The sequence below is a fragment of the Cellulosimicrobium sp. NPDC057127 genome (assembly GCF_042670945.1).
Classification (GTDB): domain Bacteria; phylum Actinomycetota; class Actinomycetes; order Actinomycetales; family Cellulomonadaceae; genus Cellulosimicrobium.
Genome location: NZ_JBHUUP010000001.1, coordinates 130,412 through 142,931 on the forward strand (window position 1 = coordinate 130,412; position 12,520 = coordinate 142,931).

10 protein-coding genes are annotated in these 12,520 nt (G+C 76.3%); 5 read left to right on the forward strand and 5 right to left on the reverse strand.

Translation table 11 applies throughout. From position 1 onward, the window contains the following. Positions 1 to 26 precede the first annotated feature (26 nt). Both ACFTZA_RS00540 and ACFTZA_RS00545 read left to right on the forward strand, forming a co-directional pair. On the forward strand, positions 27 to 1,031 hold the full coding sequence (locus ACFTZA_RS00540) for a cation diffusion facilitator family transporter (protein ID WP_378189602.1): 1,005 nt from the start codon (positions 27 to 29) through the stop codon (positions 1,029 to 1,031). An 84-nt stretch (positions 1,032 to 1,115) separates the two neighbouring features. Continuing rightward, positions 1,116 to 2,135, forward strand: coding sequence for a CAP domain-containing protein (locus tag ACFTZA_RS00545; protein WP_378189604.1), 1,020 nt, complete (start codon positions 1,116 to 1,118; stop codon positions 2,133 to 2,135). A gap of 10 nt (positions 2,136 to 2,145) precedes the next feature. On the opposite strand, the gene ACFTZA_RS00550 is transcribed toward ACFTZA_RS00545, so the two are convergent. The 4 genes from ACFTZA_RS00550 to ACFTZA_RS00565 all read right to left on the reverse strand — a co-directional run bounded on the left by ACFTZA_RS00550 (position 2,146) and on the right by ACFTZA_RS00565 (position 6,219). Beyond that, positions 2,146 to 2,640 (reverse strand): nitroreductase/quinone reductase family protein, encoded by a 495-nt coding sequence (locus tag ACFTZA_RS00550; protein WP_378189606.1) that lies wholly within the window; start codon positions 2,638 to 2,640, stop codon positions 2,146 to 2,148. A gap of 115 nt (positions 2,641 to 2,755) precedes the next feature. Further along, the gene (locus ACFTZA_RS00555; protein ID WP_378189608.1) at positions 2,756 to 3,346 is read right to left on the reverse strand and encodes a methylated-DNA--[protein]-cysteine S-methyltransferase; all 591 of its coding nucleotides are present in this window, start codon (positions 3,344 to 3,346) and stop codon (positions 2,756 to 2,758) included. Further along, positions 3,343 to 5,043 (reverse strand): AlkA N-terminal domain-containing protein, encoded by a 1,701-nt coding sequence (locus tag ACFTZA_RS00560; RefSeq protein ID WP_378189610.1) that lies wholly within the window; start codon positions 5,041 to 5,043, stop codon positions 3,343 to 3,345. The genes ACFTZA_RS00555 and ACFTZA_RS00560 overlap by 4 nt, the downstream gene beginning before the upstream one ends. A gap of 165 nt (positions 5,044 to 5,208) precedes the next feature. Then, complete coding sequence (locus ACFTZA_RS00565) at positions 5,209 to 6,219, reverse strand: alpha/beta hydrolase (RefSeq protein WP_378189612.1); 1,011 nt, start codon at positions 6,217 to 6,219, stop codon at positions 5,209 to 5,211. 21 nt (positions 6,220 to 6,240) lie between these two features. On the opposite strand from ACFTZA_RS00565, the gene ACFTZA_RS00570 reads away from it, so the two are divergent. Next, the gene (locus ACFTZA_RS00570) at positions 6,241 to 7,320 is read left to right on the forward strand and encodes an enoyl-CoA hydratase/isomerase family protein (RefSeq protein WP_378189614.1); all 1,080 of its coding nucleotides are present in this window, start codon (positions 6,241 to 6,243) and stop codon (positions 7,318 to 7,320) included. A 73-nt stretch (positions 7,321 to 7,393) separates the two neighbouring features. On the opposite strand, the gene ACFTZA_RS00575 is transcribed toward ACFTZA_RS00570, so the two are convergent. After that, positions 7,394 to 8,611, reverse strand: a complete 1,218-nt coding sequence (locus tag ACFTZA_RS00575) for an LppM family (lipo)protein (RefSeq protein ID WP_378189615.1) — start codon at positions 8,609 to 8,611, stop codon at positions 7,394 to 7,396. 175 nt (positions 8,612 to 8,786) lie between these two features. Here ACFTZA_RS00575 and clpB point away from each other — a divergent pair, with 175 nt between their 5' ends. Then, entirely contained in the window at positions 8,787 to 11,411 is a 2,625-nt protein-coding gene (gene clpB / locus ACFTZA_RS00580; RefSeq protein WP_378189616.1) for an ATP-dependent chaperone ClpB, read from the forward strand. Positions 11,412 to 11,505: 94 nt separating this feature from the next. Continuing rightward, positions 11,506 to 12,486: a diacylglycerol/lipid kinase family protein gene (locus tag ACFTZA_RS00585; protein WP_378189618.1), complete on the forward strand. Its 981-nt coding sequence runs from the start codon at positions 11,506 to 11,508 to the stop codon at positions 12,484 to 12,486. The last annotated feature ends 34 nt before the right edge of the window (positions 12,487 to 12,520 follow it).

Consider the following 12,520-nt stretch of genomic DNA (forward strand, 5'->3'; position numbering starts at 1 on the left):
GCGCTGCGGGCTGGTAGACCGGCCCCATGCGGACGCGTGAACCCCCGGGCGGCACCAGGGGCGCCGACGACCCGTCGGGGAGCCCGCGCGTCGCGCGACCCCCGGAGCAGGGCGGCGCGAGCACGCTCACGGTCCTGGTGGCGTTCGTCGCGAACGCCCTCGTCGCCGTGGCGAAGACCGGCGCCGCACTCGTCACGGGGTCCGCGTCGATGCTCGCCGAGGCCGTCCACTCGTGGGCCGACACCGGCAACGAGGTCTTCCTCCTCGTCGCCGACCGCCGCTCCCGCCGCCCTGCCGACGCGACGCACCCGCTCGGCCACGGTCGCGAGGCCTACGTGTGGTCGATGTTCGCGGCCATCGGGCTCTTCGCCGTCGGCGCCGGGGTGTCGATCACGCACGGGATCCAGGAGCTCGTCCACCCGGAGCCGGCGGGCGACTACGGCGTCGCGTACGTCGTGCTCGCCGTGGCGTTCGTGCTCGAGGGCGTCTCCTTCCTCCAGGCGCGGCGGCAGGTCCGCGCGGAGGCGCGGCGAGCACAGCGCGACACCCTCCAGCACGTCCTCGTCACGTCGGACCCGACGCTGCGCGCGGTGTTCGCCGAGGACGCCGCGGCCCTCGTGGGGCTCGTCATCGGCGGCGCGGGCGTCCTCGCGCACCAGCTCACCGGGTCCCCGGTCCCGGACGCGATCGGCTCGATCCTCGTCGGCGTGGTGCTCGCTGTCGTCTCCCTCGTCCTCGTCGACCGCAACCGCCGCTTCCTCGTCGGCGAGGCGGCGCAGCCCCGCACGCGCGACGCGGCGCTCCGGGCGATCGCCGCGATGCCCCAGGTCGCGCGCGTCACGTACCTGCGGCTCGAGTACGTCGGCCCCCGGGCGCTCTACCTCGTCGCGAGCGTCGACCTCACGGGCGACGAGACCGAGGCCGCCGTCGCGCGTCGCCTCGACGAGCTCGAGCGGGAGGTGACGCGGTCGCCGCTGGTCGCGGGCGCCGTCTTCACGGTCTCGACGCCCGAGGAGCCGTCGCTCCTCTGACGAGGCCCGCGGGAGACCCTCCCCGTACCCGGTGTCCGACGTGCGCGGTTATACATCACGATCCGGTAACGCTATGGTCGGGCGATGCCCTCGCCCCAGACCCCGCGCCACCGCGCGAGCGGCTCGAGCGCCGCCGCGCGTCCCCGCCGCAGAGAGCCCGCGCGGCACCTGCGGACCGGTCCGGCGAGGGCGGGCGCGATCACCGCCGGCATCGCGGCCGTGGCGGTCCTCGCGCCGTCCGTCGGCCTCACGGCGGCGACGGTGACGGGCGAGGTGTCGCCCGAGGACGCCGGGCCGCTCGGCCCGGTCGTCGAGGCGCTGCCCTGGCAGGACGACGTGGCGGACCAGGCGCTCGCCGCGCGGCTCGGCGACGCGGCGTCGCGCTCGGGTGCCGGACGCGCCGACGTCGCGCGGCAGGAGGGCACGGCTCCCGCGGCGGGTGCGGGCACCGAGGCGGGCGACGCCGAGCCCGGTGACGACGCCCCGGAGGGCGCGCCGTCGTCCGGTCCCACCGAGGCGCCCGCCGACCAGGAGCAGCCGATAACGGCGCCCGTGGAGGAGCCGGAGGCGGCGCCCGCGCCGTCGGCGTCCCCGGACCGGTCGCCGGACGGCGGGACGACGACGCCCCCTGCCTCCGCGGCGCCGTCGGCGGCCCCGGCACCAGCTCCGGCCCCGGTCGCGACGACCGCCCCCGCGCCCGCGCCGTCGCCCACCGAGGCCCCGACGCCGAGCGGGCTCTCGGCGGAGGTCGCGGCCGTTATCGAGCTCACGAACGCCGAGCGCGCGGCCGCCGGGTGCGCGCCCCTCGTCGTCGACGCGCGGCTCACGGCGGCGGCGCAGCTGCACAGCGAGGACATGCTCGCGCAGGGCTACTTCGACCACACGAGCCTCGACGGCCGCTCCCCGTGGGACCGGGCGGAGGCCCAGGGGTACGCGAACCCGTCGGGCGAGAACATCGCCAAGGGCCAGCGCACGGCCGAGGAGGTCGTGCGGGCCTGGATGGACTCGCCGGGGCACCGCGCGAACATCCTCAGCTGCGACTCGACGGAGATCGGGGTCGGCTCCGCGGGCGGCGTGTGGACCCAGCTCTTCGGCCGCGGCTGAGCGGACGCCCTCAGCGCGCCGGCGGCGTGCCGGGCGGCACCTGGCGCGGCTCCAGCACGACGACGGGCGTGTCGGTGTCCCGGTGCGCCGCGTACCCGTCGACGTCGTCGCCGAGCTCGCGCCACCGCGCCCACAGCCGCTCGCGCTCCGCGCCCTCGGCCGCGCGGGCCCGCACCGCGCGCGTGGCGCCGTCGGGCAGGACGACGGTGGCGTCCGGGTTCGCCTGGAGGTTGAGCCACCAGGCCGGGTGCCCCTCGGCCCAGCCGTTCATCGCCATCGTGACGACGTCGGGGCCGTCCTCGTAGTACCCGAGGATCACGCTGCGGTCCTGGCCGGTGCGGCGACCGGTCGTGGTGAGGCGCATCATGCCCCACCGGTCCGGCCGTGGACGCCGCAGGAAACGGCCGCCCGACGCGCGGTGGAGCACGCGGTGCACGACCCAGGCCGTGCGGACGAACCAGCGGGGCGGGGGGCTCGGGTCCTTCGTCGTCGCTCCGCGGGCCATGGGTCTGCTCCGGATCGCTCGTGCGGGCGGTGGCCGTCGTACGGCGGCCGGCTGCTTGCAGGATAGGGCCCGCGTCGCGCCGCGAGAAGGGGGCCTTCGCCGCGGGGCGGAGGCGTCAGACGGCGGACGGCGGGGGGTCCCCGGCGGCCTCCCGCTCCCGGTCGAGCAGGCTCCGCTTCACGGCGAGGCCGTAGCGGTAGCCGCCGAGGCTGCCGTCGGTCCGCAGCACGCGGTGGCAGGGCACGAACAGCGCGGCGGCGTTCATCGCGCACGCGCCGGCCGCCGCGCGCACGGCGGCCGGCCGGCCCGACAGCTCGGCGTACCGGGTGTACGTCACCGGGTCCCCGGGCTCGACCGTGCGCAGGACGTCCCACGCGTGCGCCCGGTACGGGCCGGACGCCTGACGCACGGGTACGTCGTCGATCGCGTGCACGTCCCCCGCGTAGTACGCGCGCACCGCACCGACGGCGGGCGACACGGCGGGGTCGTCCTCCGTGACGGGCTCAGCGTCCGCGGGGCGCAGGCTCGGGTGGACGAGCGCGACCAGCTCGGCGACGTCGTCGGTCCAGCCGGACGCCAGCACCGCGCCGTCGGCCGCGACGACGAGCGTGAACGGGCCGTCGGGAGTCGCGACGGACGTCGTGACGGCGGGCGACGAGGTCGTGGTGGGACGGATGGTCGTGGGGCGGGTGGTCGTGGCGGTCACGTCTCCTCCAGAGGGAGCGTCGGGTCGGTCGGGATGGCCGGGGTGGCCGGGATGGCGGGGAGGGCCGGGATGATCGGGGCGGGGGCGGCCGCGCGCCACAGGTGCATCGCGGCGTACGAGCGCCAGGGCGCCCAGCGCTCGGCGTGCGCGACGAGTGCGCGACGGTCGTCGGGGAGCCCGAGCGCGCGGGCGCCGGCGCGCAGGGCGAGGTCGCCGTCGAGCAGCACGTCGGGGTCGTGCAGCACGCGCATCGTGACGTACCCGGAGGTCCACGGCCCGACGCCGGGCAGCGTCTCGAGCGCGGCGCGCAGCGCCGCGGGGTCGTCGGCGGGGGAGACGGCGAGGTCGCCGTCGGCGAGGGCACGGGCGGCGCCGAGGATCGCGGCGGTGCGCCGCGCGGGGCCGCGGAGGTGGGCCGCGCCGTCCGCGGCGATCCGCTCGGCGGTGGGGAACAGGCGTGCGGGTCCGAACCGTGACGCGAACGGCGCGCCGAGGGCCCCCGCGAGGCGCGAGAGGTGCGTGCGCGCGGCCGCGACGGAGATCTGCTGGCCGACGAGCGCGCGCACGAGGACCTCCGCGCCGTCGACCGCGCCCGGCACCCGGACGCCCGGCGTCGAGGCGACCGGGCCGGCGAGCGCCGGGTCGGTCGCGAGCGCGGCGTCGACGGCGTGCGGGTCGGCGTCGAGGTCGAACAGCCGCCGCACGCGCGCGATCGCCGCCGGAAGGTCCGCGACGGACGTGAGCTCGAGCTCGACGCGGAACCGCGGGGACCCTGCCACGCCCGGGCCGTGCCGTGCCGGCCCGCCGCCGTCGGGCAGCGGCCCGTACGTGGCGCGGAACGCGCCGGGGCCGTGCGGGAGCGCGATCGTCCGCGCGTAGGACAGGTGCGTCGGGTCGCTCGTGCCGACGACCTCCACGCCGGTCACCGCGCGCGCCGCGAGGAAGGCGAAGACGCCGCGCGCGTCGTACGGCTCGCGCAGGGGGAGCACGAGGTCGAGCCCCGCCGCGCGGGCGTCGTGACCCTCCGGGGGCGGTGCGTCGCCGACGGCGGGCGGTGCCGCGACCGTGCGCGGGACCGTGCGCGCGGCCGGTCGCGCCCGGCGGCGCAGCTCGCCGGGTGTCGTGTCGAAGACCTCGGCGACCGTGTCGTTGAACTGCCGCACGCTGCCGAACCCGGCCGCGAACGCGACGTCGGCGAGGCGCAGGTCCGTGCCCGTGAGCAGGGCGCGCGCGGTCTGGGCGCGCAGCGCACGGGCGAGCGCGACGGGGCCGGCACCGAGCTCGGCGACGAGCACGCGGTGCACGTGCCGCGGCGTGTACCCGAGGCGAGCCGCGAGCCCGTCGACGCCCTCGCGGTCCACGACGCCGTCGCCGACGAGCCGCATCGCGCGGGCCGCGAGGTCGTGCCCGAGGTCCCAGCTCGGCGTCCCGGGCACGGCCTCCGGGAGGCAGCGCTTGCACGCGCGGTAGCCGGCCTCGTGGGCCGCGGCGGACGTGCGGTAGAACGTCACGTTCTCGGGCCGGGGCGTGCGCGCGGGGCACGACGGGCGGCAGTAGATGCGCGTCGTGCGGACGGCCGTGACGAACTGGCCGTCGAAGCGCCGGTCGCGCGACGCGATGGCGCGGTAGCGCTCGGTGAAGACGGGGTCGTCCGTCGCCGTCGCCGTGCTCGCGGGGCCGGGGTGCGTCGTGGTCACGGGACGATCCTCGCGCTCGGCACCGCCCGTGGCTAGCGGGATTCGGACACGGCAGCGGTGGTGCCGCCTCCTGGGTGGGCGGGTCGTGCGGCCGACCCCCGGGTTGTACGCCAGCGGCCAACGATCCTGGCGCACAAGCCGGGGCTCGACGCGGAGCGGGCACGGTCAGGTACGGGCGTCGAGCCAGTCGAGCACCTCGCGCAGGTAGGTCGAGCGCGCGGGCTCGGGAGAGAGCGCGAGGTCGTGCGCGCCGCCCTCGACGGCGACCACGGTGACGTCGTCGCCGAGGCGCGCCGCGCGGGAGACGATGTGCTCCACGTCGAGCACGCTGTCGGTCGTGAGCAGCGCGTCGTGCCAGCCGGCGGCCGGGCCGCTGCGCGCCGACGCGAGCACGAGCACCGGGCAGTCGACCGCTAGGCCCTTCGCGACGCGGCGGTGGGCCCGGCGCACCGAGCGCAGGAACCCGGCGCGCACCGGGAAGCCCTCGAGCGGTTTCCACGCGAGGTCGAAGTCCCACTCGCCGCCCGTGCTCGCGTGCAGCGCCCGCGCCCAGTGCTCGTCGAGGTGCCCGACGACGAGCCGGGGCGCGACCCGGCCGACGACGTCGACCACCTGCGTCACCGGGCCCCGGTACAGCCACGACCGGTTGAGGTCGAACCACGGGCTGTTGAGCACGAGCGCGGAGACCCGGCCGGGGCGCGCGTCCGCCCACAGGCTCGCGACGAGCCCGCCCGTCGAGTGGCCCAGGACGACGAGGTGCTCGTGGCCCTCCGCGCGCAGCGCACGCGCCGCGGCGTCGAGGTCCTGGGCGTACACCGCGAGGTCGGTGACGAAGTTCGGGTCGTCGTCGGGTCGTGAGGGAGCGCCCGTCCCGCGCCCGATCGAGCGTCCGTAGCCGCGCAGGTCGAGCGCGTAGAACGGGTAGCCGCGCGCCGCGAACGCCTCGGCGACGTGGGTCTGGAAGAAGTAGTCGATGAACCCGTGGACGTAGAGCACGGCAGGACGCCCGGGGCCCGGGCCGACCGGCGCGGACCCGGCCGCGGCGTCGCGGACGAGCGTCGCGACCGCGCCGCCCGGCAGGTCGAGATCCCGCGCCTGCCACGTGCCGCCCAGGACGTCGGGGCGCCACCCGCCCTGCTCGTGCGTCCCGTCCCGCTCGTCCGTCGCTGAAGGCATGCCCGACGGTACCGTGACGGGGTGACGAGCCAGATCATCGCGCGGTCCGACGACGCCGTCGGGCACCTGACGCTGGACCGGCCGGGCGCGCTCAACGCGCTCGGCTACGACATGCTCGGCGAGATCGCGGGCGTCCTCGACGCCTGGCGCGACGACCCGACGGTCCGGGTGGTCCTGCTCGACGGCGCGGGCGACCGCGGGTTCTGCGCGGGCGGCGACGTCCGGGAGCTGCACGCCTCGATCGTGGCAGGACGGCAGGCCGACGCGCGCCGCTACTTCCGGCGCGAGTACGCCGTGGACGCCGCGATCGCGGAGAGCCCCGTCCCCGTCGTGTCGATCATGGACGGGATCACGATGGGCGGAGGCGTGGGTCTCGGCGCGCACGCGGCCGTGCGGGTCGTCACCGAGCGTTCGCGTGTCGCGATGCCCGAGACGCGCATCGGCTTCACGCCCGACGTCGGCGGGTCGTGGCTCCTGTCCCGCGCCCCGGGCCGGCTCGGCGAGCACCTCGCGCTCGGGGCCGTGACGATGGACGGCGCCGACGCGGTCCACGCCGGCCTCGCCGACCACCTCGTCCCGACGGAGCGACTGCCGCTGCTGCGCCAGGACCTCGTCGACCTCGCCGCCGCGGGGGTGGACCCGGTCGACCCCGAGTCCGTCCGCGAGGTCGCACGCCGGCACGCCGTCGAGCCGCCGACGTCGGCGCTGCTCGCGCGGCAGGCGCGCGTCGACCGCTGCTACGCGGCGGCGACGGTGCCGGAGATCGTCGCACGCCTGCGCGAGGCGGCCCGCGCCGGCGACGCCGCCGCCGGAGCCGAGGCGGACGAGCTCGAGGCGCTGTCCCCGACGGCCGTCACCGTGGCCCTCGCGGCGATCCGCAGCGCGCGGACCCTGCCCGACCTGCGCGCGGGGCTCGAGCAGGAGTACCGGCTCGTCTCGTGGTTCGTCGACACCCAGCCGGACCTCGTCGAGGGCATCCGGGCGCAGGTCGTCGACAAGGACCGCGAGCCTGCGTGGCACCCGGCGTCCCTCGCCGACGTCGCGCCCGACCTCGGGGCGCGCGCCCTCGCCTACGTGCCCACCGAGCCGCTCTGGGGCTGAGCGCCCCTGCCCCGGACGGCGACGGCCCGCCCCGGGAGGATCCGGGACGGGCCGAGCGCGGACGGCGAGCCGGTCAGTCCTGCGGCCGGCGCAGGTGCGTCGAGTCGTCGATCTCCTCGTCGCCGGGGCCCGCGGCGTCCGGTCCCGGCGGCGGCGTCGGCTCGGTGGGTGTGGGCGCGCCGGGTGCGGCGCCGGTGGGCGGGAGCGGCGCGGTGGGCGCGGACTGCGGGTGCGGCTGACCGTACGGCGCCGGCGGGGGCGCGTACTGGCCCTGCGGTGCGCCGGGGTAGGCCTGCCCGGGCTGCTGAGGCGCCCCCGGGTAGGGCTGGCCGGGCTGCTGGGGAGCGCCCGGGTACGGGCCCTGCTGCCCCGGATACCCCGGGCCCGGCGCCTGCCCGGGAGCGCCGTACGGGCCGGGCGCGCTGTAGGGACCGGGCGCGCCGTACGGGCCGGGTGCGCCCGCGTAGGTCGCCTGCGCCGTGCCCTGGTCGGTGGGCTTCTTGCGGAGCACGAGCCACAGGACGAGGCCGACGATCCCGAGCAGCACGAGCCCGGCGACGATGCCGAGGAGCCACCAGGGGAAGGCGTCGTCGAGGTCGGTGCCGGCGTCGTCGGCCGTCCCGGTCGTGCTCTCGTCGGTCGGGTCGTCCGTGCCGTCCGTGCTCTCGTCCGGTGCAGCGGCCGAGCCTCCGGCGACGGCCGAGCCGCGGGCGCTGATCTCGGTGACCTCGCCGACGGCGGGCGTCCACGTGACGGTGTTCCCGTCGACCTCGCCGTTGGTCTCGGCGATCTCGCCGGGGAACGTCACGGAGATGCGGACGTCGAAGCCCTCGAGCATCTGGCGCGACATCTCGTCCGACTGCGGGTCGGAGCCGTCGAGCCCCATCTCCTCGTCGGAGAGGTCCATCTGCCCCTCGACGACGTACTGGTCGCCCTCGCGCGTGATCGACAGCGGGTCCGTGCCGCCGGTGGACGACATCTCGGAGATCGGCTGGTCCGTGTACGTCAGGCGCGTCCCGGTGTAGCCGTCCTCGGCGTACGGCTCCTGCGTCGCGCCGGGCGGGAGGCCGGACTCCATCTGGCCGCCGAGCTGGTCCCAGAGCGCCTGCGGGTCCTGGCCCGCCGCCTCCGCGACCTCGTCGGAGATCGCCATGACGACCGACCCGTCGACGGTGTCGTCCTCGGAGAGCGTGAGGGCCATGTCGATCCTCATGCAGCCGGCGACGAGCAGTGCGAGGGTGACGAGGAGGGCGCCGAGCCCGAGCCGGCGACGCCGGGATGAGGTGTTCACCCGACCAGCATGTCGCGGATCGACGCCCGAGGCGAGGGGCGACGGCGATCTGGGACCGAAATCCACCCCGACCACGGGGCGGCGGCGCGAGTGGCGCACAGGGTTGAGCGGAATACACTCAACTCCAGGACCGTTGCCTGGTCAGACACCCTTCCTGATCACCCCCGGAGCACCGATGGAAACGAAGTTCACCACGATGTCGCAGCAGGCGGTGGGCGAGGCGATCCAGAGCGCCACGGCCGCCGGCAACCCTCAGCTCGAGCCGACGCACGTCCTGGCCGCGCTGCTCGCGCAGGAAGGCGGCGTGGCCGTCGGGCTGCTCGACGCGGTCGGCGCGGACAAGCAGGCGATCGGCCAGAAGGTGCGCGCCGCGCTCGTCGCGCTCCCCACGGCCAGCGGGTCCGCCGTCGTGCAGCCGACCCCGTCGCGCGCCATGACGGCCGCCCTCGAGAACGCCGGCAAGGAGGCGCAGGGCCTCGGCGACGAGTACGTCTCGACCGAGCACCTGCTCGTCGGCATCGCGGCCGGCTCGTCCCAGGCCGCGACGATCCTCCAGCAGGCCGGCGCGACGGCGGACGCGCTGCGCTCCGCCCTGCCCGCCGTGCGCGGGAGCGCGCGCGTGACGAGCCCCAACCCCGAGGGCACGTACAAGGCGCTCGAGCAGTACGGCACCGACCTCACCGCGGCCGCGGCCGAGGGCCGGCTCGACCCCGTCATCGGGCGCGACGCCGAGATCCGCCGCGTCGTGCAGGTGCTCTCGCGCCGCACCAAGAACAACCCCGTGCTCATCGGCGAGCCCGGCGTCGGCAAGACCGCCGTCGTCGAGGGGCTCGCGCAGCGCATCGTCGCGGGCGACGTCCCGACGTCGCTCCAGGGCAAGCGGCTGGTGTCCCTCGACCTCGCGTCGATGGTCGCGGGCGCGAAGTACCGCGGCGAGTTCGAGGAGCGGCTCAAGGCCGTGCTCGCCGACATCCAGTCGTCCGACGGCGAGGTCGTCACCTTCATCGACGAGCTCCACACCGTGGTCGGCGCGGGTGCCGGTGCGGAAGGAGCCATGGACGCGGGCAACATGCTCAAGCCCATGCTCGCTCGCGGCGAGCTGCGGCTCGTGGGCGCGACGACGCTCGACGAGTACCGCGAGCGCATCGAGAAGGACCCCGCGCTCGAGCGCCGCTTCCAGCAGGTCTTCGTCGGCGAGCCGTCGGTCGAGGACACCGTCGCGATCCTGCGCGGCCTCAAGGAGCGGTACGAGGCGCACCACAAGGTGACGATCGCCGACTCCGCGCTCGTCGCCGCCGCGACGCTCTCCGACCGGTACATCACCGGGCGCCAGCTGCCCGACAAGGCGATCGACCTCGTGGACGAGGCGGCGTCGCGCCTGCGCATGGAGCTCGACTCGTCCCCCGTCGAGATCGACGAGCTCCAGCGTGCCGTCACGCGCCTGGAGATGGAGGAGGTCGTGCTCTCGGAGTCCACGGACCCCGCGAGCCTCGAGCGGCTCGAGCGGCTGCGCGCCGACCTGGCCGACCGCCGCGAGGAGCTCGCCGCGCTGACCGCGCGCTGGGAGGCCGAGAAGGCCGGGCACAACCGCGTCGGCGACCTGCGCGCCCGGCTCGACGAGCTGCGCGTCCAGGTCGAGCGGGCGATCCGCGAGGGCGACCTCGAGACCGCCGGCCGGCTCCAGTACGGCGAGATCCCGCAGCTCCAGCGCCAGCTCGACGAGGCCGAGCGCGCGGAGGCCGCCGTGGACGCGGCCGACGCGCTCGCCGACCCGGAGCAGGCCCCCATGATCGCGGACAAGGTGGGCGCGGACGAGATCGCCGAGGTCGTGTCCGCCTGGACGGGGATCCCCGCGGGGCGGATGCTGCAGGGCGAGTCGGAGAAGCTGCTCCACATGGAGGACGTCGTCGGCGAGCGCCTCATCGGCCAGCAGGCCGCGGTGCGGTCGGTGTCCGACGCGGTCCGGCGCTCCCGCGCCGGCGTGGCCGACCCGGACCGCCCGACGGGCTCGTTCCTCTTCCTCGGCCCGACCGGCGTCGGCAAGACCGAGCTCGCGAAGTCGCTCGCCGACTTCCTCTTCGACGACGAGCGCGCGATGGTCCGCATCGACATGAGCGAGTACTCCGAGAAGCACTCGGTCGCGCGCCTCGTCGGCGCGCCTCCCGGGTACGTCGGCTACGAGGAGGGCGGGCAGCTCACGGAGGCCGTGCGGCGTCGCCCCTACTCGGTCGTGCTGCTCGACGAGGTGGAGAAGGCGCACCCCGAGGTGTTCGACATCCTGCTCCAGGTGCTCGACGACGGCCGCCTCACCGACGGCCAGGGCCGCACGGTCGACTTCCGCAACGTCATCCTCGTGCTCACGTCGAACCTCGGGTCGCAGTTCCTCGTCGACCCGCTGCTCGACGACGCGGCCAAGCGCGAGAGCGTGATGACCGCCGTGCGGACGGCCTTCAAGCCGGAGTTCCTCAACCGCCTCGACGACGTCGTCGTCTTCGACCCGCTGTCGATCGAGGAGCTGGGCCGGATCGTCGACCTGCAGGTCGCGGCGCTCGGCCGGCGCCTGGCGGACCGGCGCATCACGCTCGACGTCACGCCGGCGTCGCGCGAGTGGCTCGCGCTCGAGGGCTTCGACCCGGCGTACGGGGCGCGCCCGCTGCGCCGCCTCGTGCAGCGCGAGATCGGGGACCGGCTCGCGCGGCTGCTGCTCTCGGGCGACGTCGCGGACGGCGACGTGGTGCGGGTCGGCCGTGACCCCGAGGGCAGCGGTCTGACGCTGGCGCCGGAGGTCCTCAACGCGTGACCGGACCTGGGGCGGGGACCGTCGGTCCCCGCCCCAGGTCCGTGCGCGCGGGTCCCCGCCGCGCCGCTCCGGCGCCGGGGAGACATACTCAGGTGTGCCCCGAGAGAGAACCACCCCGGAACCGGCTCAGGAGCAGCGCAGGCGGTTCGACAGCCTCCGCTCCGCGGTCATCGTCAACCCGAACCGGGTCGAAGGGCTCGACGAGCTCCGGCGCGAGATCGCCGACCAGCTCGCGGAGGCCGGCTGGCCCGAGCCCGAGTGGCTCGAGACGACGGCGGAGGATCCCGGCACCGGCCAGGCGCGGCAGGCCGTCGAGAACGGTGCCGAGGTCGTGTTCGTCGCCGGCGGCGACGGCACGGTGCGCGCGTGCGTCGAGGGCCTCGCCGGTACCGACGCCGCGCTCGCCATCCTGCCCGGCGGGACGGGCAACCTGCTCGCGGCGAACCTCGGCGTCCCCACGCAGTCCGTGGAGGGCATCCGGCTCGCGGTCGAGCGCGGTCGCCGGCACATCGACCTCGGGGACGCGGACGGGCAGCTGTTCGCGGTGATGGCCGGCATGGGGCTCGACGCGGCGATGATGCAGGACGCCCCGACGGCACTCAAGGCGCGGGCCGGATGGTTCGCCTACGTCGTCGCGGCGCTCAAGCACCTCGGCGACGACGAGATGAAGGTCGAGGTGCACGTCGACGGCGAGCCGGTGCGCCGCCGCCGCGCGCGCACGGTCGTGGTGGGGAACGTCGGGCGTCTCCAGGGCGGGACGAACCTCCTCCCCGACGCCGACCCGTCCGACGGCCTGCTCGAGGTCGCGATCATCGCGCCGCGGAACCTGCGGCACTGGGTGGAGCTCGTCGTCGGCCTGTTCCGTGCGCGGCGGCGGATCCCCAGCCGTGAGATCGTGCGCGGCTCGCGCGTCTCGATCGTCTCCGACCGCCGGCAGGCGCGGCAGCTCGACGGGGACGTCGTCGAGCCCTCGCACCGTCTCGACGTGCACGTGCGCCCGGAGGCGCTGTGGGTCTGCGTCGAACAGCCGGACGAGGCCGTCGACCTCGCCGCCGGGGCGCCCGAGCGCTCCTGACGGCGCGCCCCGCACCGCGCTCCCGCCCGGACGG

Coding starts and splice junctions, on each gene's coding strand:
- ACFTZA_RS00540 (WP_378189602.1), top strand. CDS start 27: ATGCGGACGCGTGAACCCCCGGGCGGCACCAGGGGCGCCGACGACCCG.
- ACFTZA_RS00545 (WP_378189604.1), top strand. CDS start 1,116: ATGCCCTCGCCCCAGACCCCGCGCCACCGCGCGAGCGGCTCGAGCGCC.
- ACFTZA_RS00550 (WP_378189606.1), bottom strand. CDS start 2,640: ATGGCCCGCGGAGCGACGACGAAGGACCCGAGCCCCCCGCCCCGCTGG.
- ACFTZA_RS00565 (WP_378189612.1), bottom strand. CDS start 6,219: ATGCCTTCAGCGACGGACGAGCGGGACGGGACGCACGAGCAGGGCGGG.
- clpB (WP_378189616.1), top strand. CDS start 8,787: ATGGAAACGAAGTTCACCACGATGTCGCAGCAGGCGGTGGGCGAGGCG.